This is a genomic window from Microbulbifer agarilyticus (assembly GCF_019800665.1).
Lineage (GTDB): Bacteria > Pseudomonadota > Gammaproteobacteria > Pseudomonadales > Cellvibrionaceae > Microbulbifer > Microbulbifer agarilyticus_C.
On the sequence record NZ_JAHVKO010000001.1, the window covers coordinates 396,292 to 416,225 of the forward strand.

Sequence of the window (19,934 nt, forward strand, 5' to 3'; positions counted from 1 at the left end):
TGCCTGATGCCTGACTTCAACCCTGCGGCGAGTGCATTGCCGCACCCCGAATTCCACTGGCACATAGTGGTTTCCAATGGTGAAGTCCTCTGCGGTGAGCAGGGGCCTTTACACTCCACCTTGCCCGTTAGTCTGTCGGCCGGTGAGCTGGTCACCCATTATTTGGGTGATTGGGCGGGTAAGCCGTGTGCGGTACACCATCTTCCGTTGCGCCTGGCTCTGCCGGGTTGCGAGTGGCGTGGTCTGCGTGCGCTGCTGGGGACCGTTGACGAATCTCTGTTTCTATTGCTGGGTCGCGCCATGCAGGTGGCGAACTGGGACCTGGATCATCGTTTCTGCGGTCGCTGCGGCCTGCAGACCAGCTATCACGCCAAAGACCGCGCGCGGGTCTGCGAGCAGTGTAACTTCGCCGTATACCCCCGAATTTCACCTTGTGTCATTATGCTGCTAGTGCGCGGTGATGAGTGCCTGTTGGCCCGTCACGCCCGCCATCGGCATGCGCTGTATACCGCTTTGGCCGGCTTTATCGAGCCCGGTGAGAGCGCGGAGCAGGCGGTGGCCCGGGAGGCTCATGAAGAGGTTGGGTTGGTGGTCGGACAGGAACTGGGGCAATTGCGCTATGTGGGCAGTCAGCCCTGGCCGTTTCCCGGGCAGCTGATGATCGGATACCTTGCCGAGGTTACCGGCGGTGAACTGCGTCCCGACCAGGATGAGATCGCCGAAGCCCGCTGGTTTCATCGGTCGGAAATTCCGCAGGCCATTCCGCCTGTGGAAACGTTGTCGGGTCAACTGATAAGGACGTTTGTGGAGATGCGTTAGCCCGCGTGGATCGCAGGTTATCACCCAGATAAGAGAACACACATAATGTATATCGCTATTACTTTTGCTATTGCGTTTTTCGCCCTGCTATTGGTTTTTTGGGGTGGCAAGGTACTGTTGCGTGGCAACTGGCTGTTGGGCTTTCTGCGCGGGTCCGTGGGGTTACTGTTGCTGGGAGGAGCACTGCTGATCGTCCTGCTTGCGCTGGATGTGTACAGCTACCGCAACCTAGGGGACGAACACAGTGTTGGCACCGTCTCGTTTGAGCGCCTCGGGAAGCAGCATTTCCTGGTGAAATTTTCCGATGAAGATGGGATATCGCAGGAATTTGAGCTGTACGGTGATCAGTGGCAGCTGGATGCGCGTATGCTGAAGTGGAAAGGCGTGTTGGCGCGCTCGGGTATTGAGCCTGCCTATCGCTTGGATCGTTTGAGCGGCCGTTATTTGACGCTGCAAGACGAGCGCAATAAGGAGCGCTCGGTGCATGAACTCGACACGAGCAACCACGGCGTAGATCTGTGGAAGTTCCTGCGTGAAATGGATAACCGTGTGCCGGTGGTAGACGCGGTATATGGCAGCGCTACTTTTCTGCCCATGCAGGATGGCGCGGTATATGAAGTGCGTATCAGCCACTCTGGATTGTTGGCGCGTCCGCTGAACCAGCAGGCACAGTCAGCATTGAATGAGTGGCAGTAGTTAGTTTTTTAAAGTGTTTTATTGACCACAGTAATTGGGGGTTGAGTGGAATTTCTCAGTGAATACGGATTGTTTCTGGCCAAGGTAGTGACCATCGTGGTCGCACTTTTGGTGGTGATTGGCTTTATCGTGGCCAATCGCGCACATATGAAGGATCGTCAGCCCGGCCACGTTGCCGTGACACGCCTCAACGATCGTTACGAGGATATGAAAGAGACATTGCTGGAAGCGGTAATGTCCGAAGCGGATTACGCTGAGCGCAAGAAACAGCACGAAAAAGACAAAAAGGCCGAGGCCAAGGCGCAGGCAAAAAAACGCAAGGCGGAGCTAAAGGCAGAAGCCAAGGCGCGCAAGGAACACGATAAACATCCGGACACCGAAGCCTCTCGCGAAGCACCGCTGCCAGAGCAGGCAGAGGCCGATGCCGAAACCGGCGCGGATCCGGTCGAAGGCGAGGTAGTAGCTGCGGGTGAGGCGGACGAACCTGTGGAGCGCAAGCGTTTGTTTGTGGTGCATTTTGATGGCGATATCAAAGCCAGCGCACTGTCCAATTTACGCGAAGAGATTACGGCGATTTTGCAGGTTGCGGGCAAAGAAGATGAAGTGGTGGTTTGCCTAGAAAGCCCTGGCGGCATGGTGGCGAATTATGGTCTTGCCGCGAGTCAATTGGCGCGTGTGCGCAGTGCTGGCGTAAAGCTCACCATTGTGGTGGACAAGGTGGCGGCCAGCGGCGGCTATATGATGGCCTGTGTGGCTGACCGGATTCTCGCTGCACCGTTCGCCATGCTTGGGTCGATTGGCGTTGTCGCGCAATTGCCGAATTTCCATCGTTTGTTACAGCGTAACGATGTGGATTTCGAACTGTTTACCGCGGGCGAGTACAAGCGCACCGTGACGATGTTTGGGGAAAACACCCCAGAAGGGAAAGAAAAATTTCAGAACGACCTGGAAGAAATTCATACTTTGTTCCAGCATTTCGTCCACGAATATCGCCCGCAACTGGACATTGCCAAAGTCGCTACGGGCGAAGTCTGGTTTGGTCAGCGTGCCCTAGATCTGGCGCTGGTCGACGAATTGAAAACCTCCGATGAATATCTCACCTCGCGGGCGGCCAATGCCGACCTGTATCAGGTGGAATATAAGGAACGGCAGAATATTGCCAAGAAAATGGGGATTGCCGCGCAACTGGGTGTTGAGAGCGCAGCGACGCGTCTGTTTTCGCGCCTGGCCGCATGGCGGCACCACGCCCAATAATCTTGCGCGAAAATGGGGACTTTTCATTATTCATAGGGATGTGATGGGAATGGCGGCTGAAGAGCAAAACAATTCGGAGCAGTCCTACCGCGCCATGCTGGTGGAAGAGGTCGCGGCGGGTAAATACGATCAGACCATTGTTCGGCGCCCGCTCAGTGATCTTCCGGTGCACCCGGTACGTATCGCCGTTTCCCACTCCTCTTTGAATTACAAGGATGCTTTGTCCGCATTCGGTAACCGGGCGATTACCCGTGAATACCCGCACACGCCCGGTATCGATGCCGCCGGCACGGTTGTTCAGGATACCAGTGGGCGATTCCAGCCCGGCGCGAGAGTGCTTGTGACAGGGTACGATCTGGGCATGAATACCGCGGGTGGTTTCGCCGAGCGCATCGCGGTGCCGGCAGACTGGGTTGCGCCTCTGCCGGAAGGCTTGTCTTTACGCGAATCAATGATTCTTGGTACCGCGGGACTCACCGCAGGGTTATGTGTCGAGAAGCTGCTTGAGGCCGGCGCCAAACCGGAAGATGGCGAGGTGCTGGTGACCGGGGCCACCGGTGGTGTGGGCTCAATTGCCGTGGCGCTGCTTGCGAAACTGGGTTTTCGGGTGGCGGCAGTTACCGGCAAACTGGAATCTGCGGAATTCCTAACCTCCCTCGGCGCCTGGAAGGTACTCGATCGAGAGACGCTGGCACCGTTTGCCAATAAAGCCATTGCCAAGCCCCTGTGGGCCTGGGCCGTCGACACCGTGGGCGGGGAAACCCTGTTCAATGTGATCAAGTGCCTCAAGTACAGTGGCGGCGTGGCGGCTTGTGGTATGGCTTCCGGCGCGCAGTTTCAGGCCAATGTCTTCCCGTTTATCTTGCGCGGCATCAGTCTGCTGGGAGTGGATAGTGTGGAGCTGCCGCTGTCCAAGAAAGCCGCGGTTTGGCAAAAGCTCGCTGGGCCCTGGTATATCGGTGAACAGCTGGAGCAAATTGCCGAAGATATTTCCCTGGAGCAGGCCCCCGAGTTCCTGGCGAGACTGCACCGTGGGCATGGTATAGGTCGCTACGTGGTAGATATGACCCGCTAGGCGATTGCCGGTCAAATTTGTGAATGCGCGCGCATAATCCTCTCTCTGCGGCTTCTTCGTGGCCTCCAGCCTGCTATCCTCAGCTGGTGTATTGAATAGTCACAATAATGTTTATTTAGGATGGCTAGATCAAAAAAAGATCAGGCGAAAAATCAGGCTCCTAACTTCTCTCGATCTGGTAGCAAGCTTTGTCGGTGAATAACCCCGTTCCTCCAATTACACAGGATTCCGGCGCGCTGGTCCTTTCCGGTGGCGGTGCGCGTGCGGCGTATCAGGTGGGGGTTCTGAAGGCACTGGCAGAATTGGCGCCAGACTCCGAGCCGCACCCATTCAAGATTATCTGTGGCACCTCGGCAGGCGCTGTGAATGCACTGGTGCTGGCCACCCATCCCGGTACGTTTAAAGAGGCCGTGGAGCGCCTGTACGATTTGTGGATGGGGCTCACCGTAGACCAGATTTATCGCAGTAACTGGACCAGCCTGCTTGGCAATATGCTGACGATTACCGGCTCCCTGTTTAATTATGGTGTGGCGCGCAATAAGCCGCTGGCGCTTTTGGACAACGGGCCGCTACATGAGCTGGTCAGTGAAGTGGTGCCGTTTGGTAATATCCAGCGCAATATTGACGCGGGGCGCCTGCGCGCGGTGAGTGTGAATGCGATGTCCTATAGCGAAGGGCAGTCGGTGAGCTTTTTCCAGGGGCGTGAGGAGCTAAAGGAGTGGCGCCGCTTCCGTCGCTGTGGCGAGCGCACCCAACTAAAAATTGAGCATTTGATGGCATCGGCGGCGATTCCCACGCTATTCCCATCGGTAAAAATTGGCGACGAATACTTTGGCGATGGCGCGGTGCGCCAGTTGGCGCCGATCAGCCCAGCGTTACACCTTGGTGCCAGTCGTGTGTTTGTCGTGGGGGTATCGGATAATCGCTCACCAGTGCACTGGGGAAAGCGCCGCAAGGCCCCCAAGCACTCACCGTCGATCGCGCAAATTGGTGGGCACCTGTTTAACGCCGCGTTCATTGATAGCCTGGAGGGGGATCTGGAGCATTTGGATCGGGTTAATCTTCTGCTCAAGTCGGTAGAAGACGAATCCCTGTCGGATCTCGCCCCATTGCGGGCGGTAGAGTCGGCAGTGATTGAACCCAGCCAGAGTCTGGATCGGATTGCCGGGCGCAAGGTACGCTATCTGCCTCCGGCGCTGCGCTGGCTGTTCCGCTCTACTGGTGCCACCACTTCCGGAGGCGGTGCCTCGGCGGCCAGTTACCTGCTGTTTGAAAGGCCTTATCTCGGTGAGTTGATCGAGTTAGGCTATCAGGATGCCATGTGGGAGCAGGACACCTTGCGGGACTTCCTGCGCCCGCGCAACCAGCTGGTGGAAACACAACAAAAACGATTGTTTGGATTGCGGGTTAAACCCGCTACGGAAGCCTCGGATGATAATTCCTCGACCTGAAGTGTGTTCGGTTATGTGTGTAAAAAGCGTGTCTTGGGTTCGCTTGGGGTTCGCCCTTGGAGTGTCTCTATTGTTGGCAGCCTGTAGTGGCCAGCAAGTGGAACAAAGTACCGGTGTTCCTCCGTTACGCGAACAGACCCAGAGTGAATACCGCATGTTGCTGGACGAGGCACGGCAGCTCAGCTTTACCCTGGATTTTGATCGCCTGCGCATGGCGTATGTGAAATCGTCCGAGTACAACCCATACGGTGGTATGAAGCTGGATGGCTTACCGGAAGCATACAGCTCAGTGGAGCAGGCGGACTTTACCGATTGCCTGCGCAATGTCGATAAGGTACTGGCTTACAACTACATGAGCCTCGAGGCACATATGATTGGTGTTTTGTGCAGTGGCCAAGCCGGCGAGTTGGAGCGAGAAGATTTGCACCGCTACATGGTGGAGGGGCTGATGACCTCCATTGAAAACAGTGGTGATGGCAAAAGTCAGGCGAGTGCATTTCAGACGATCAGTACATCCGAGCTCCGCGGCTACATTCGCCTCAAGGGATTGCAGGTACTGGATCAGTCTATCGTTTACGGTAAGCAGGGTATCTACGACAAGATGCAGGTGCGTGACCTTGAATCCGGTGAGGAGTACCCGTTGTTTTTCAATGTGAGCCAGCAGTTTGTACGCTCCAGCATGGAAAACTAAGCGTTAGCACTTTCCCCGTTTTGCCGGCGTGTGATTAGCACAAATGCTGTGACAGCTTGTCCCAATCAAAGCGCCGGGTCTGGCGGTCACTGAACAGGATTTCCACGCGGGAGTCCTCCCATTTTGTGATTCTGCCGTAGCCCAACTTCTGGTGCTTTATCCCTTCGCCCACTGCCGGTTTCTTAACAGTTGCCCGCGGTGCATTAATTTCCGGGTTGTACTCGCAGGTTGCCAGGTAGCGTAAGCCCAGTCGGGTAACCGGTACCTGCGAGCGTATATTTTCCGGCCGCTGACGCAGGGCGCTTCCCAAAATATCACACAGCGGTAGATGCATTTCGTCCAAAAATACCGACGGTTTTTGTTCGCTGTCCGCCGGGCTGCCGGCAGGCCTTTTGCCACTATTTTCCGCTGGTGGCACCAGTAAAAATAGGTTTTTACGTGCGCGGGTCATAGCGACGTACATCAAACGACGTTCGCTTTCGATCGACGCCGGAGTGGCGAAGTCTCGCTGTGGTTGGTAGGGCATATTGTGGGTAGTGAGGGACGGAATGATTACCTGATCCCACTCCAGTCCTTTGGCCTGATGCATGGTGGTGATTTGAATAACCCCATTTTTCTGAGCATCTTCTCCGTTGCTGTCCTCTTCACTGCTTTCCTTCTGGTGCTGCTCCTGTAGTTGCTGCAGGTGGGCCAGGGCATCTTGTGGCGGTAGCTTCAGTTGGTCCAAATACTGGACAAAGGCGATGATCGTCTGCTGCTTTTCTTCCGCCTGCTGGCGGTTGAAGGCGTCTTCCGCAATGCCGTTCAGGAAGTCCAGCTCGCCCAATTGCCGGCGCACCAGTTCGCCGGCCATACCGCGCCAATGCTCCACTTGTTTCAGTAGCTCGGCCCTTTGCCGCAGGCGCTTGCTCTGGGGTTGGCTGAGTGATTCCGGTATCAGGGTAAGTAGGGTGCCTCCCCAATCTTTTTCCTGTCGGGATAGCTGTTCGCACAGGGGCTCCAGTACCGCACGCGCTATACGTACGTGGGGTGCGGTGAGCCATTCGTACAGGCCTTTGGCGCGTCGCGCGCGGGGCAGCTCGCGGAAGCGCCCGGAGGCAATATTCAAACTCCAGAACAGAGGGCGCAGCTCGCGGCGGGAGAGTACCGTATTGCGATTGCCCGAACGGTAGGGAATATTGTTGGCCAGTAGTGCCAGCTCCAGTGGTGCCGCGAGAGACCAGAGGCGTACCAGGATGGCGATTTCTCCGAGGTCGCTACCATTCTGGCGGCAGCGGCGGAGATGCTCCACCAGCCACTTGCCTTCGTTGGCTGCAGTGACTTGTTGGATTGCGGTTTCCGCATCTGGGATGCCCGATACACAGAGAATGTCCGCTCTTTCCCGGTTGTTCTGGATGAAGTGATTGGCCGCCAGCGACAGTGTGTGCCCATAGCGGAAAGTGCGGCTCAGGCGGTACACGTTGGACGGGGGGAAATCGCCATCAAACAGGCGCAACAAAAATTCCGGGCGCGAGCCACGCCATTCGTAAATAGTCTGATCCGGGTCGCCAATGGCAATCACATTGCCGGACTTCCCATACAGTACCCGCAACAGGAAATGTTGCACTTCGTTGATGTCCTGGTATTCATCAACCAGCAGGTCTTCATAGTGGCTGCCGTAGGCTTCGGCCATTTCCGGGTTCAGTTTCAGTTGCAGGGCGGGGTCGTACAGCAGGTCTGCATAGGTAACCGCTTTTTGTTCCCGCCGCCAGTCTTCAAAGTGGCGGAATACCTTGAGGAAATAGCGGTAGTCATCACCGAGCTTGAGCCGCTCAAAGGCACTGAGGTCTCCGTCGAGGGTGGTTTTGGTGAAGTCGATAAAAAATTCTGCGGCTTCCGTCTCCGACTGCTTGCGCGCACGGATATCTTCCAGGTCTGCCGGTGGTGCACAGGCTTCGATGGATTTCCAGACCTGCAATTGCACCAGGGACTGCGGCAGGGGCGAAAGGTTTGTCTGCGGCAGTTGGCCCGCGGCCATCATGCGCTGGTAGAGGCGATAGCCCAGGCTGTGAAAGGTGTTTACCGCGGGGCTTTTCTGGCCGCACAGCGCCTGCACGCGCACACTGAAATCTTCGCGCGCGCTGCGGTTGTACATCACCACCAGGATGCGCCGGGGGTCTACCCCGGCACCGAGTCGGTTCTTGATGTAGTGGAGCAGGGCGGTGGTTTTTCCGGAGCCGGCCACGGCGATAATCTTGGCGTGGCCGCCGGGGTGGTTGGCAATAGCCTGCTGCTCTTCCGTGAGATTGGACTCTTTGCCTGACATAAGAATTCTGTACACCTGAAACATGCAATCTGAATACTGTATATATTGCCAGTATAGTTGGAAGGGGTACAGGGCTTTATGTGGTCTCGCTGGTCGGCGGCGGCTCTTCTTCGCCGTGACGCAATGCCAGCTCGGCGATGTAGGAGGAGAGGAAGATACGCCCGGTCAGTTTCTCCAAGAGCTTGGAGCGGCTCAGGCGATCCAGTACAGGGCTTTTGACTTCGGCCATGTGCAGGCGAATGTCGCGGCTTCTCAGGTCCTTGTTGATCTGGTGCAGCCGCTCCAGCGCGGTGCCGTCGATGCGGCTGACCGATGACAGAATCAACACCAGGTCCCGGGTGTCCGGGTGTCGCTTCAGTTCGCTCAGCAGGCGGTCTTCCACCGCGCTGATATTGCTGAAGAACAGGCTCTCATCGATACGCAGAAACAGGATGTCTTTCTGGGTCTCGACATTGTGGCGCAATACATTGCGAAAGTGTTCGGTACCCGGAACCCGTCCAACCACCGCAATATGCGGCCGGCTGCTACGCCAGATCAGGGTGGCGAACGAGAGGCCAATTCCCAGAGCAATTCCTGCCTCGACTCCAAACAAGATCACCCCGGCAAAGGTGCAGAACATGGCGATACCGTCGGTGCGGTCGTAGCGCCAGTTGTGAATGAAGCCGCTGTAATCGAACAGGCTGGCCGCAGCGACGATGATGATCGCCGCCAGTACCGTAAGAGGCAGCGCACTAAACACACCGGTGAGATACAGCAGTACCGGAATCATCATCAGGCCAGCCATAACACCGGCCAGAGGCGAGGCGGCGCCGGCCTCGGCGTTCACCGCCGTGCGGGAAAAGCTGCCCGCCACTGGCAAGCCACCGGAGAGACTGCTGGTAATGTTGGCGGCTCCCAGTCCCAACAGCTCGCCATCGGCATCCAGTCGCTGGCCGCGCCGCGCTGCCACGGCCTGGGCAATGGAAAGGCTTTCTACGAAGGTCAGTAGGGCAATAATCAGCGCCGGTAACACTAGCCGATAAATAAGGCTCCAGTTCCAGTCGGGTAACACGATGTTGGGCAGTCCAGCGGGTATTTCGCCGATGACCTCGAGCCTGTCCTCGAGTTTGAATTGATGCACCAGTGCGATGGCGGAAAGCACCAGCAGCATCGGCACCAATCGCGCCGCGAGCCGGGCTACCTGCTTGGGTGCACCGAGGCGAAACAGTGTCATTGGCAGCCATATACGACTGACGATCAAGATCACCGCTGCAGTAATCCCAAAAGCCATGGGCAGCAGATGGGCCTCCGGCAGGTGCTCGATGATATGCAGCAGCTTGACCGAGGCCGTCTCCCCGTCGACCTTGATTCCCAGGAGGGCGGGAATCTGCCCGACGATAATCAGCGCGGCGGCACCGGAGACGAAGCCGCTGATCACCGGGTGGCTGAGTAGGTTGGACAGCGCGCCCATCTTGAGCAGGCCCATGGCGAATAGAAAAGCGCCGCTCAGCAGGGTGAGAATGATCGCCGCGCCGATATACTCCGGGCTGCCGATGGCTGCCAGCGGAGTGAGCGCCGATACCGTCATAAGAGACAGCACTGCGGCAGGGCCTATCGCCATGGCCGTGCTGCTGCCAAACACCGCGTAGGCAATAAGCGGCACCAGGCTGGCGTAGAGTCCAACGTGAGGTGGCAAGCCGGCGAGCAGAGCGTAGGCCAGCCCCTGCGGCACCAGCAACATACCTGACACCAGCGCTGCGGTGAGGTCGGAGAGCAACCACTGGCGGCGGTAGCGTCTAAGCCATTTTGGTATGAGTCGGTATGCCCGTATCACTTGCGCGGTTGTGGTCCAGAGGCCGGAGGGATTCCATCAGGATAGCCTCTGGATTATCCCGCGGGGGGACCGCGGGAATCAGGTAGGTGATAGAAGGGGCTTGTCGAAGGTCAATGGCGACCAAGTGAAGAGTTAGACGAGCCCCAATCCTGAGGGTCAGCTGGCGCGACGCTCCAGCAAGCGGAACCCCAGCATTCCCGCAATCATCGCCACAGCAAATACCAGTGCGCCAGGCTCCAGTGCGCCGCTGGCCACGATTCCCGGGCCGGGACAGAAACCCGCAAGACCCCAGCCGATACCAAACGCAAGGCTTCCCAGAATCAAGCGTTTGTCGAGCGCACGCTTGCCCGGCAGCTGAATAGGTCCACCGAGTACCGCAGCTTGCCGTTTCTTAGCCAAAGCGAAGGCCGGCAAGCCGACGGCGATAGCACCGCCCATCACCAGCATCAGTGAGGGGTCCCAGGCGCCGAACAAATCGAGGAAGCCGAGGACTTTCTCCGGATTGGCCATGCCGGACAGTAGTAAACCGAAGCTGAAAATCAGACCGGCGATAAACGCAGAAAAGGTCGCTTTATTCATGGTCTCAGGCTCCCAGCAGGTGACGGACGACGTAGACGGTGGCAAAGCCGCCAAACATAAAGGTCATGGTGGCCGCGAGCGACCTTGGGGAAAGTCGCGACAAACCGCAGACGCCGTGTCCGCTGGTGCAGCCCGCGGCGTAGCGGGTGCCAATGCCCACCAGCAGGCCGGCGGCAATCAGGACCGGGTAACTGGCGCGTATCTCAATCGCGGGCAGGGCATGGAACAGGGCCCAAATCCCGGGGCCGGCGAGCAGGCCGAGAATAAAGGCAAATTGCCAACCGCGGTTACCGCGCTCGTTATTCAGCAGTCCGCCCAAAATTCCGGAAATGCCCGCCACGCGGCCGTTCATCAGGATGAGCCAGGCACTGGCGAGTCCGATCAGCAGGCCGCCGGCGAGGGCGCTCCCGGGGGTAAATGCGTTCCAGTCGATGTTCATGGTGGCGTGTTACTCCGCGCAATACAGTTGATAGAGGGTTTGAAGCAGGGTCAGGACTTTGGGGTCGGCCACTTGATAGAAGACGCGTTTACCTTCCCTGCGCGTTGTGACCAGCCCTTCTCTGCGCAACACGCCGAGTTGTTGCGACAGGCTCGGCTGGTGGATACCCAGCCGCTCCTCGATGTCCCCGACACACAGCTCTTCCTGGCTCAGCTGACACAACAGCAGCAGACGATCCTGGTTGCCAAGTGAGCGCAGCAAGGCTGACGCCTGGCTGGCAGCATCGCGCATCTTGTCCAGCTGTAAATCACTGGTGTCGGGCATAGGGTGTTTCCAAAGTCTTGGTCTAGGGCCGTCTGGCCGCAATCAATTACACAAGAAATATTATATTGAAAAGTATATTGTTGGAAGCTATATTTCTATTTGTTATTATCTTATTCGATAAATATATATGAGGTGTGCTAATGACCGATATGGCTGTTCGACCGCTTGTGCAGGCTTTTCTCGATCCGGACTCGGAGACATGGAGCTATGTGATCTATGACCGGGAAGGCGGCAGCGCGGCAGTTATCGATGCGGTACTCGACTTCGATAATGCCTCGGGGCGCACCTGTACCGATGGGGCGAGCAAGATCGTCGAATTCGTGCAGGGCAAAGACCTGACCGTGGAGTGGATTCTGGAAACCCATGCCCATGCCGACCACCTCTCTGCCGCACCGTTTATTCGCGAGCAGCTGGGCGGCAAGATTGCCATTGGTGAGCATATCCGCCAGGTGCAGGGGATCTTCCGGGAAGTGTTCAACCTGGAGCGAGAATTCCTTGCGGACGGATCCCAGTTTGACCACCTGTTTCACGATGGTGATACCTTCACCATTGGTGAACTCAAGGGCCAAGTCATCTACGTACCGGGACACACCCCGGCGGATATGGCGTGGCTGATTGGCGACGCGCTGTTTGTTGGCGACACCCTGTTCTTGCCGGATGTGGGCAGCGCCCGCTGTGATTTTCCTGGAGGGGATGCGCACGCGCTGTATCAGTCCGTGCAAAAACTGCTGGCGCTTCCCGAAGATACGCGCATGTTTATGTGTCACGACTACCCGCCCAATGGAAGCCGCGCGCATGAATATGAAACCACGGTGGGTGCGCAGAAGCGCAGCAATATCCATCTCCATCAGGGGGTGAGTGAAGCGGACTTCGTAACAATGCGTACCGAGCGCGACGCTACCCTGGCGATACCGCGGCTAATTTTGCCCTCGATTCAAGTCAACATTCGCGCCGGTGAAATGCCACCTGCGGAAGACAATGGCACCGTGTATCTCAAGGTGCCGATTAACAAATTGTGAGTTTGGGAGATAGTGACTAATGGATCTTAAACAACTGAATGAACAGGTATCGGTATCCGCTGAGCCGGCGCTGGATGACATGGCGCAGCTCGCAAAAGCCGGTGTAGAAATTGTGGTGTGCAACCGCCCCGAGCACGAATCAGAGGACATCCCGACCTATGACGAACTGGATCGGGCGGTGACTGACGCCGGGATGCAGTTCGTTGCGATCCCATTCTCCCGCGGCCAGATGCAGCCTGCACACTGTGAGGCGTTCGCCAAGTTACTCGCGAATGGCAAGAAAGTGCACGCCTTTTGCCGCACCGGCAATCGCGCCTGTAACCTGTGGGCTGCCGCTGGCTGCATAAATGGTGCGGATAGAAAACAGTTGCAGCAGGCGGCAACAAATGCCGGCTTTGATGTCAGCGGTGTTCTGGTCACCTACTAAGCGGTGGCTGCCCGCCGCCCAATGGCTTCCCGGTTACTCCCTTGTACAGTTGCATAGGGATTTACTGGCGGCGGTAATTGTCACCGTAATGCTGATTCCGCAATCCCTGGCCTATGCACTGTTGGCAGGTCTGCCTGCGGAAGTGGGACTGTATGCGAGCATTGCACCGCTAGTTGCCTATGCCTTGTTTGGCAGCAGTCGCACCTTATCGGTGGGGCCCGTCGCCGTTGCTTCGCTGATGAGTGCCACCGCACTGGGGCAGGTGGCCGCACAAAGTAGCGCTGAATATTTGGCTGCGGCGATATTACTGGCAACGCTATCCGGCCTGTTTCTGCTTTTGCTTGGCGTATTGCGGCTGGGTTTTCTGGCTAACTTCCTGTCACATCCGGTAATCGCTGGTTTTATTACCGCGTCCGGAGTGCTCATTGCCTTCAGTCAGTTAAAGCACCTGATGGGCATATCTGCGCAGGGCGATAACTTGCCCGCGTTACTGCATTCCATGTCGGCCTCTGTAGGTGAGATTAATCTCACTACTTTGGCGCTGGGAGCGGGGGTGCTGCTGTTCTTGTTCTGGTCTCGCCGTGGGGCAGTATCGCTGCTCCAGTCTCTCGGTGCCTCGAAAAACGCCGCAGAATTGCTGGTTAAGGCGGCTCCCGTAGTGGGGGTGATCGCTACCATTCTGATGGTTGCTGGGCTGGATCTGGAAGCGCGCGGTGTGGCACTGGTAGGGAATATTCCCGGCGGTTTACCGAGCTTTAGCTGGCCTGCATTCTCCCTGGATCTTGTTGAGCAGCTCTGGTTGCCTGCGGTGATGATTTCCATCATCGGCTACGTGGAGTCGGTTTCCGTTGCCAAGACACTCGCTGCGCGCTGCCGGCAACAGATTGATATGAACCAGGAGCTGGTGGGGCTGGGAGCCGCGAATGTCGCGTCCGGTATTTCCGGCGGGTTTCCGGTTACCGGTGGTTTTTCTCGCTCGGTGGTGAATTTTGACGCGGGTGCTGAAACCCAAATGGCGAGTGTATTCACCGCGATCGGCATCGCGCTGGCGGCCGTGTTTCTGACCCCATTTCTCTATTACCTGCCGAAGGCAACGCTCGCTGCGACCATAATCGTGGCGGTGCTCTCGCTGGTGGATTTTTCCATTCTACGCAAAACCTGGCGCTTTTCGCCGAGTGATTTTGTTGCGGTCCTGGTAACCATCGTGGTCACCCTGTTGTTTGGGGTTGAGGCGGGGGTTTCCTGCGGTGTGGCGGCGTCCATCGTTTTGTTCCTGTATCGCACCTCCAAACCGCATATTGCCGAAGTGGGCCTGGTGGAAGGCACCGAGCACTTCCGCAATATCAAGCGTCACAATGTCGTCACCGTGCCACAGGTGCTCACAATCCGGGTCGATGAAAGCCTGATGTTTTCCAACGCTGCATTTCTGGAAGAGCGCGTCTATGCCGACGTGGCGGCCAACCCGGATATCCGTCATGTGGTGCTGATGTGCAGTGCGGTGAACGAGATAGACTGGAGCGCCTTGGAAACCCTGGAATCAGTGAATGCGCAGCTGGCAGAGGCGGGTATTTGCCTGCACCTGTCGGAAGTGAAAGGGCCGGTGATGGATAACCTGGAACAGAGCGGCTTTGTGGAAGAAATTTCCGGGCAGATCTTTTTTACCCAGTACCAGGCATTTACCTATTTGCGTAACGAAATGGATTCAGGGGCGGATTAGGTTTTTACCCCTGTGACGCAAACAGGTAGGGAAACAGTGCGCGCTTCTCGTCGTCACTGAGCGACTCCACCCGCACAATATTGTTGTGCGGGATGGATTCCGGATCCGGATAATTTTTCAGGCCGCGCTCCATGCTGGCTTCCCGCAAAATGTGCAGAATCGGGTAAGGGGAGCGGTTGGTGAGGTTTTCCGGATCTTCGGGCTCGGTGTCCGCAAACTGGTAGTGGGGGTGGAAGCTGGCGATCTGGTAGGTGCCTTCATAGCCCTGGCGCTTTAACAGCCACTCGGCGTCATCCAGAAAGAAATTGTAATCGTGGAAGTCGCGCAGCTGTGTGGGCAGTATCAGCAGCGTGGTTTCTACCTCCTGCTCATTACAGCGATCCAGCACCTGAAATTCTTGTAACAGCTCTTCCAGCAAAACCTCGTTGCATTTATCACCGGCAGCTTCACTCACCACAAAACGAATCTGCCCGGCGCGCAGTGGTTTGCGGGCGAAGGGGCACAGGTTCAGCCCCACCACCACATCCTGCAGCCAGCGTTCTACCTGGGCGACAATTGGATCACTGTCGGTCATATTGACTCCGGGAAGCGGTTCCGGGCCCGCGTTACCACATCAGGTCGTCTGGGATTTCGTAGCCCGCGTAGGGATCGTCCTCGTCCACCGGGGCTGATTGCTCGGGCGGCTGCACAACCATGTCTGCGTTGCGTTCCGCAATCTTGTCGGCGATGACGCGCGGTACCAGTTCAAAGTGTTCCCCTTCGCCGACAATCAGCAGGCGGCCGGCCGTCAGGTGTTCCTGCACCGCGCTGGAGACGTAAATCTTCTTCACCTTTTTCTCAAAGGTAAAATGGTAGGCGACGTCGTTGTCACCTTTGGCACCCTTGGGCTGCTTGTTACTCTCGATCAGCTGCTTAATCTGGGCGGCAATCGCTTTCTGCTGTGCCGCGGCTTCACGCTGGGCGTTCAGCTCCCGGTCCTTGGCCACCTTTTCGGCACGGGCTTGCTCCGCGGCAAGTTTGGTTTCATCCACCTGCGCTTGACCGGTGCTCTTGGCAACCTTGTTCTGCTTGCGCTTTTCTTTGCTGATTTTCTTGGCTTTTTTGCTATCTACCAGACCTGCTTTCAGCAGTTGGTCCTGGAGTGATGCCATGTTGATCTACCTGATTGATCTAACGGATGGAAAGTGATGGCGCGAATTCTAGCGGATTTGCGGAGGGGATCGCAGGGGGTAGGGGTATTCCGTGGCGGCATCCTTGCGAATACCGCCGCGAAAGTGCATTGATCGGAGAATCACTTCTGCATGAATACCAGTTTGGCGGTCACCGGCACGATCGGGCTGATGCTATCGAGGCCCGCGACTTCGCGGAGCTTTTCGATACCTTCCAGCAGCTTGTAGTTGCCGGCATTTACGATAATCGGTGTACTGGTCGTCACCAGTAGCTTGCCACCTTCGAGGCCGGTTACTTGCAGCATCGCTTTCTCGGTCTTGGTTTCTCCGTGCACCTCGACCGTGACATTGGCATCCACAGCCATGCTCTCACCGGCCTTGAGCCCCTTCAGTTTTTCGGTATCTACATCGGTGCTGATGGTGGCCTTGGCAAATTTCGCGGTATTGAACAGCATTTTCTGCATGCGTTCATTACGGATTGGGATGTTGGTTTCAACACTGGCCAGGTCAATAGTTACCTGTGCCTTGCCTTCATCGGAGATGCCGCCACTCATGCTTTTAAAGTGGTGCATTTCCGGAATATTGGTCTTCTTCACTGAAACAAAATTCACACTGGAGTCGTCCCCAGCGAGCTGCCAGTCGGCAAGGGCTGAAAGTGGCAGGGCCAGCAAGGATGCGAGCGCTATGGACTTGAAAGACATGGTGATTCTCCTGTTTCAACCAGTATTAACCTGCAAGCACACCCGTATACGTTGGTCTTGTGTGCTCGACTGACTTCGACCAGTCAGTTCTAGCTGAGAAACGTTATCATCCGTTGCGGCAGCTGGCCAGAGGAAGTTTGCGAATGGTAGTGAAAAAGAAAGGTAGTAAAAAAGCCGGCAAGTGCCGGCAAAGGGGTGGGGTCCCCCCGGTGGCCGCCAACGCTTGCAAGCCTTACTGCGGCGCACCGGAAAGAGGGGGCTTCGGGGCCACTGACAGCTGACCCCGAAGTTGCGTTCAAGTGCCGCTGGGCATTAGCTCGCCATGGGCAGGGCCTCCGCGGCGGGGCTGTCTGCGTCGGTGACCGATGAGCGGATCAGGTGATCAAATGCGCCCAGTGCGGCGGTTGCGCCCGCACCCATGGAGATGACGATCTGCTTGTAAGGCACAGTAGTGGCATCTCCCGCCGCAAATACACCGGGCATTGACGTCGCACCGCGGCTGTCGATTTCGATCTCTCCCATGCGATTCATTTCCAGCCCGCTGTCGCGCAGGAATTCGGTGTTGGGCACCAGGCCAATTTGTACAAATACCCCGGCCAGTTCGAGCTGGTTACTTTCGCCGCTCACCCGGTCGGTGTATTGCAGGCCATTGACCTTGGTGCCATCGCCGAGCACCTCGGTGGTCTGGGCATTGGTGATGATGTCGATGTTCGCCATGGAGCGCGCCTTGCGCACCAGTACCTCGTCGGCGCGCAGGGTGTCGGCAAATTCCAGCACGGTGACGTGCTTGACGATACCGGCCAGGTCGATGGCCGCCTCAATGCCGGAGTTGCCGCCGCCAATCACCGCCACGTGTTTGCCCTTGAAGAAGGGGCCATCGCAGTGCGGGCAGTAGGCCACACCCTTGGTACGGTATTCCGCTTCGCCGGGCACACCCAGTTCGCGCCAGCGCGCCCCGGTCGCGAGGACCACCGATTTACTGGCCAGAGTGGCGCCACTCTCCATTTGCAGTTCGATCATTTTGTTGCGCGACAGTGCAGCGGCGCGCTGGCCGGTAATGATATCGACACCATATTCTTTCACGTGCTGCTCAAGGCTCGCGGCCAGTTTTGGGCCCTCGGTGTAAGGCACCGAGATAAAGTTCTCGATACCCACGGTGTCCATCACCTGCCCGCCGAAGCGCTCGGCCACAAGACCGGTGCGAATGCCTTTACGCGCCGCGTAAATTGCCGCGGCCGCACCGGCCGGGCCACCGCCCAGTACCAGTACATCGTAGGGTGCGCGCTCGCTCAGCTCTTCCGCTTTACGCGCAGCTGCACCGGTGTCGATCTTGCCGACGATTTCTTCAAGGCTCATACGGCCCTGCGCGAAATGCTCACCATTCAGGTAAACCGCGGGTACCGCCATGATCTGGCGATCATCGACTTCTTCCTGAAACAGGGCACCGTCGATCATTTCGTGGGTGATATTCGGATTTAAGGTCGCCATCAGGTTCAGCGCCTGCACCACGTCCGGGCAGTTCTGGCAGGACAGTGAAATATAGGTTTCAAAGTGGAATTCACCCGGGATATTGCGGATCTGCTCTTGCAGCTCGGTATCTACCTTGGAGGGGTGGCCGCCAGCTTGTAACAGGGCGAGTACCAGTGACGTGAATTCGTGCCCCATGGGAATGCCAGCGAAGCTAACACGTGGGCTTTCTCCGGCCGGGGCGATCGCCATGCTGGGTGTGCGCGGGCGACTCTCTTGCTTCAGCGTAATCTTGCTGGAGAGATTGTTAATGTCGCTGGCCAGATTGCTCAGTTCAACCGCTTTCGGGCTGTCGTCTGCGGACACACTAATCTCGATCGGAGTGACGATATTCTGCAGATAGGTGTCCAATTGTTTCTTTACGTTTGCGTCCAACATCGGTGTGTCCTGAAATTCTTTGTTAATACTTATCTAGTGTTGTGGCGGTGCTGCTACCGGGTACAACCTTGCGAGACACGGGCTAGGCGCCCCCCCGATAACCCATCCATGGGGGCTCGGCTGCGGCCGTCCTGGCCGCAGACGGTCTCGCAAGGTTGTACCCGGCATCAGCACCTTATCGGTAACTTCAGTAGTGCTTTAAAAGTGCTTTAAATCTTGCCGACCAGATCCAGTGAAGGCGCGAGGGTCTCTTCACCTTCCTTCCACTTGGCCGGGCAAACTTCACCCGGGTGGGCGGCGACGTATTGGGCAGCTTTGATCTTGCGCAGCAAGTCCTGAGCGTCGCGGCCGATACCGCCAGCGTTGATCTCAACAATCTGGATCTTGCCTTCCGGGTCGATCACAAAGGTGCCGCGGTCCGCGATGCCTTCTTCCTCGATCATCACGCCAAAGTTGCGGGTGATGGTGCCGGTGGGGTCACCGATCATCGGGAATTGGATTTTGCCGATGGTGTCTGAGGTGTCGTGCCACGCCTTGTGGGTGAAGTGGGTATCGGTGGATACGGAGTAGATCTCAACGCCCAGCTTCTGGAACTCCGCATAGTTGTCGGCCAGGTCACCCAGCTCGGTAGGGCATACGAAGGTGAAGTCCGCTGGGTAGAAGAACACAACGGACCATTTGCCTTTCAGGTCCGCTTCAGACACGTCAAAGAAGTCGCCAGCCTGGTAAGCCTTGGCATTGAAGGGTTTTACTTCGCTGTTGATGTAGTTAGCCATGGTATTTCCTTATCTCCTGAGAGAAGTTGTGCCCCGTCTGTTTGGGCGTTGGTTGCTTGGTACGAGGGAAATACTATTAGTTGACTTAAGTTGATTGAAATAATTGATATTTATGGTTGTGATTGCTGCGAACTATTATCTGCAATCCTTTAATAGTTTAAATTTTGTTCAAAGGAAGTAGTAGGGAATCAGGGCCAGTGCGGCCCCGGTGAGTACGAAGGCGATAAGTTCCAGGGCACCGTCACGGGCGACCAGCGCCAGTCCAAAGGTGATTAGGGCGAGCCCCGCAAGAGAGGCCGAGAAGGGGATGACCTCCATGACCGGGAGGAGTAGGGCAATGGGGATACAGATACCAGCGGTGGCGACACTACCGGCCTGGTACACCATGACGCCCAGCCGGGGCCGCAGCCAGTGGTCCAGGTGCGCGGCCGGTTTTGCAAACCAGTGCAGGCTGCGGATAAGCGGTTTCTTGGGGATCGAGCGAGCCAATAGCCATTTGGGTAGCCACAGATGGTGACGCAGCATCACCATCTGAATCGAGACCAACAGCAGTAGAATTCCCATCAGGGTCGGCAGGCCCGGAATTCCGGAAAGCGGCGAGAGCAGGATCAGGCCGATCAACAGCAATACCGGGGCAAAGGAGCGTTCTCCAAGGGCCTTTAACACCCGCCCAAGAGTAATGCGTTCATCGCTCGCGGTCAGGCTTTCCAGTTTCTGAAGCAACTGGCTCAGATTCTGGATCTCTTCTGGCATGGTGGTGTTTGGCTGCTGGGT

At 57.0% G+C, this 19,934-nt stretch carries 20 protein-coding genes; 9 read left to right on the plus strand and 11 right to left on the minus strand.

Annotation, left to right across the window (positions count from 1 at the left end; genetic code table 11):
• Window positions 1-6: 6 nt before the first annotated feature.
• The 6 genes from nudC (at window position 7) to KUV22_RS01600 (ending at window position 5,986) form a co-directional block, all read left to right on the plus strand.
• Window positions 7-819 carry an NAD(+) diphosphatase gene (nudC, locus tag KUV22_RS01575; RefSeq protein ID WP_222227887.1) on the plus strand — a complete coding sequence of 271 codons (813 nt, stop codon included), beginning with the start codon at window positions 7-9 and terminating at the stop codon, window positions 817-819.
• A gap of 45 nt (window positions 820-864) precedes the next feature.
• Entirely contained in the window at window positions 865-1,515 is a 651-nt protein-coding gene (locus KUV22_RS01580) for a cation/multidrug efflux pump (protein ID WP_222227888.1), read from the plus strand.
• A 45-nt stretch (window positions 1,516-1,560) separates the two neighbouring features.
• Window positions 1,561-2,769 carry a protease SohB gene (gene sohB, locus KUV22_RS01585; RefSeq protein WP_222227889.1) on the plus strand — a complete coding sequence of 403 codons (1,209 nt, stop codon included), beginning with the start codon at window positions 1,561-1,563 and terminating at the stop codon, window positions 2,767-2,769.
• A 49-nt stretch (window positions 2,770-2,818) separates the two neighbouring features.
• Complete coding sequence (locus tag KUV22_RS01590; RefSeq protein ID WP_224918870.1) at window positions 2,819-3,844, plus strand: YhdH/YhfP family quinone oxidoreductase; 1,026 nt, start codon at window positions 2,819-2,821, stop codon at window positions 3,842-3,844.
• A gap of 188 nt (window positions 3,845-4,032) precedes the next feature.
• Window positions 4,033-5,295, plus strand: a complete 1,263-nt coding sequence (locus KUV22_RS01595) for a patatin-like phospholipase family protein (protein ID WP_390625216.1) — start codon at window positions 4,033-4,035, stop codon at window positions 5,293-5,295.
• Window positions 5,296-5,365: 70 nt separating this feature from the next.
• Window positions 5,366-5,986 (plus strand): DUF4919 domain-containing protein, encoded by a 621-nt coding sequence (locus tag KUV22_RS01600; RefSeq protein ID WP_222227891.1) that lies wholly within the window; start codon window positions 5,366-5,368, stop codon window positions 5,984-5,986.
• A 34-nt stretch (window positions 5,987-6,020) separates the two neighbouring features.
• Here the strand turns inward: KUV22_RS01600 and KUV22_RS01605 are convergent, their stop codons facing one another.
• From KUV22_RS01605 to KUV22_RS01625, 5 genes are all read right to left on the minus strand, one after another.
• A complete protein-coding gene (locus tag KUV22_RS01605; protein WP_222227892.1) occupies window positions 6,021-8,291 on the minus strand; it encodes an ATP-dependent helicase in 2,271 nt (756 codons plus the stop codon).
• Between the two features lie 76 nt (window positions 8,292-8,367).
• Complete coding sequence (locus KUV22_RS01610; RefSeq protein ID WP_315857486.1) at window positions 8,368-10,104, minus strand: SulP family inorganic anion transporter; 1,737 nt, start codon at window positions 10,102-10,104, stop codon at window positions 8,368-8,370.
• A 156-nt stretch (window positions 10,105-10,260) separates the two neighbouring features.
• On the minus strand, window positions 10,261-10,683 hold the full coding sequence (locus KUV22_RS01615) for a DUF6691 family protein (protein ID WP_222227893.1): 423 nt from the start codon (window positions 10,681-10,683) through the stop codon (window positions 10,261-10,263).
• A gap of 4 nt (window positions 10,684-10,687) precedes the next feature.
• On the minus strand, window positions 10,688-11,122 hold the full coding sequence (locus KUV22_RS01620; protein ID WP_222227894.1) for a YeeE/YedE family protein: 435 nt from the start codon (window positions 11,120-11,122) through the stop codon (window positions 10,688-10,690).
• A gap of 9 nt (window positions 11,123-11,131) precedes the next feature.
• Window positions 11,132-11,446, minus strand: coding sequence for an ArsR/SmtB family transcription factor (locus KUV22_RS01625; protein ID WP_222227895.1), 315 nt, complete (start codon window positions 11,444-11,446; stop codon window positions 11,132-11,134).
• A gap of 140 nt (window positions 11,447-11,586) precedes the next feature.
• Here KUV22_RS01625 and KUV22_RS01630 point away from each other — a divergent pair, with 140 nt between their 5' ends.
• From KUV22_RS01630 to KUV22_RS01640, 3 genes are read left to right on the plus strand one after another with little or no spacing between them, the layout of a single operon-like run.
• Window positions 11,587-12,465: an MBL fold metallo-hydrolase gene (locus KUV22_RS01630; protein ID WP_222227896.1), complete on the plus strand. Its 879-nt coding sequence runs from the start codon at window positions 11,587-11,589 to the stop codon at window positions 12,463-12,465.
• A 19-nt stretch (window positions 12,466-12,484) separates the two neighbouring features.
• Window positions 12,485-12,892: a TIGR01244 family sulfur transferase gene (locus tag KUV22_RS01635; protein WP_222227897.1), complete on the plus strand. Its 408-nt coding sequence runs from the start codon at window positions 12,485-12,487 to the stop codon at window positions 12,890-12,892.
• Entirely contained in the window at window positions 12,852-14,609 is a 1,758-nt protein-coding gene (locus KUV22_RS01640; protein ID WP_261319068.1) for a SulP family inorganic anion transporter, read from the plus strand. The genes KUV22_RS01635 and KUV22_RS01640 overlap by 41 nt, the downstream gene beginning before the upstream one ends.
• 4 nt (window positions 14,610-14,613) lie before the next feature.
• On the opposite strand, the gene KUV22_RS01645 is transcribed toward KUV22_RS01640, so the two are convergent.
• The 6 genes from KUV22_RS01645 to KUV22_RS01670 all read right to left on the minus strand — a co-directional run bounded on the left by KUV22_RS01645 (window position 14,614) and on the right by KUV22_RS01670 (window position 19,913).
• Entirely contained in the window at window positions 14,614-15,183 is a 570-nt protein-coding gene (locus KUV22_RS01645; RefSeq protein WP_222227898.1) for a DUF1415 domain-containing protein, read from the minus strand.
• Window positions 15,184-15,214: 31 nt separating this feature from the next.
• Window positions 15,215-15,760, minus strand: coding sequence for a DUF2058 domain-containing protein (locus KUV22_RS01650; RefSeq protein WP_222227899.1), 546 nt, complete (start codon window positions 15,758-15,760; stop codon window positions 15,215-15,217).
• A gap of 140 nt (window positions 15,761-15,900) precedes the next feature.
• Window positions 15,901-16,479, minus strand: a complete 579-nt coding sequence (locus KUV22_RS01655; protein WP_222227900.1) for a YceI family protein — start codon at window positions 16,477-16,479, stop codon at window positions 15,901-15,903.
• Between the two features lie 312 nt (window positions 16,480-16,791).
• Entirely contained in the window at window positions 16,792-18,384 is a 1,593-nt protein-coding gene (gene ahpF / locus KUV22_RS01660; protein WP_222227901.1) for an alkyl hydroperoxide reductase subunit F, read from the minus strand.
• Window positions 18,385-18,593: 209 nt separating this feature from the next.
• Window positions 18,594-19,160, minus strand: a complete 567-nt coding sequence (gene ahpC, locus KUV22_RS01665) for an alkyl hydroperoxide reductase subunit C (protein ID WP_077402708.1) — start codon at window positions 19,158-19,160, stop codon at window positions 18,594-18,596.
• Window positions 19,161-19,328: 168 nt separating this feature from the next.
• The gene (locus tag KUV22_RS01670) at window positions 19,329-19,913 is read right to left on the minus strand and encodes an exopolysaccharide biosynthesis protein (RefSeq protein WP_222227902.1); all 585 of its coding nucleotides are present in this window, start codon (window positions 19,911-19,913) and stop codon (window positions 19,329-19,331) included.
• Window positions 19,914-19,934 lie beyond the last annotated feature (21 nt).

What these genes read in the sequence shown, in the direction of transcription:
- nudC (WP_222227887.1), top strand. Translation starts at nt 7, where the DNA reads ATGCCTGACTTCAACCCTGCGGCGAGTGCATTGCCGCACCCCGAATTC.
- KUV22_RS01580 (WP_222227888.1), top strand. Translation starts at nt 865, where the DNA reads ATGTATATCGCTATTACTTTTGCTATTGCGTTTTTCGCCCTGCTATTG.
- KUV22_RS01590 (WP_224918870.1), top strand. Translation starts at nt 2,819, where the DNA reads ATGGCGGCTGAAGAGCAAAACAATTCGGAGCAGTCCTACCGCGCCATG.
- KUV22_RS01605 (WP_222227892.1), bottom strand. Translation starts at nt 8,291, where the DNA reads ATGTCAGGCAAAGAGTCCAATCTCACGGAAGAGCAGCAGGCTATTGCC.
- KUV22_RS01615 (WP_222227893.1), bottom strand. Translation starts at nt 10,683, where the DNA reads ATGAATAAAGCGACCTTTTCTGCGTTTATCGCCGGTCTGATTTTCAGC.
- KUV22_RS01620 (WP_222227894.1), bottom strand. Translation starts at nt 11,122, where the DNA reads ATGAACATCGACTGGAACGCATTTACCCCCGGGAGCGCCCTCGCCGGC.
- KUV22_RS01625 (WP_222227895.1), bottom strand. Translation starts at nt 11,446, where the DNA reads ATGCCCGACACCAGTGATTTACAGCTGGACAAGATGCGCGATGCTGCC.
- KUV22_RS01630 (WP_222227896.1), top strand. Translation starts at nt 11,587, where the DNA reads ATGACCGATATGGCTGTTCGACCGCTTGTGCAGGCTTTTCTCGATCCG.
- KUV22_RS01635 (WP_222227897.1), top strand. Translation starts at nt 12,485, where the DNA reads ATGGATCTTAAACAACTGAATGAACAGGTATCGGTATCCGCTGAGCCG.
- KUV22_RS01640 (WP_261319068.1), top strand. Translation starts at nt 12,852, where the DNA reads ATGCCGGCTTTGATGTCAGCGGTGTTCTGGTCACCTACTAAGCGGTGG.
- KUV22_RS01645 (WP_222227898.1), bottom strand. Translation starts at nt 15,183, where the DNA reads ATGACCGACAGTGATCCAATTGTCGCCCAGGTAGAACGCTGGCTGCAG.
- KUV22_RS01650 (WP_222227899.1), bottom strand. Translation starts at nt 15,760, where the DNA reads ATGGCATCACTCCAGGACCAACTGCTGAAAGCAGGTCTGGTAGATAGC.
- KUV22_RS01655 (WP_222227900.1), bottom strand. Translation starts at nt 16,479, where the DNA reads ATGTCTTTCAAGTCCATAGCGCTCGCATCCTTGCTGGCCCTGCCACTT.
- ahpF (WP_222227901.1), bottom strand. Translation starts at nt 18,384, where the DNA reads ATGTTGGACGCAAACGTAAAGAAACAATTGGACACCTATCTGCAGAAT.
- ahpC (WP_077402708.1), bottom strand. Translation starts at nt 19,160, where the DNA reads ATGGCTAACTACATCAACAGCGAAGTAAAACCCTTCAATGCCAAGGCT.
- KUV22_RS01670 (WP_222227902.1), bottom strand. Translation starts at nt 19,913, where the DNA reads ATGCCAGAAGAGATCCAGAATCTGAGCCAGTTGCTTCAGAAACTGGAA.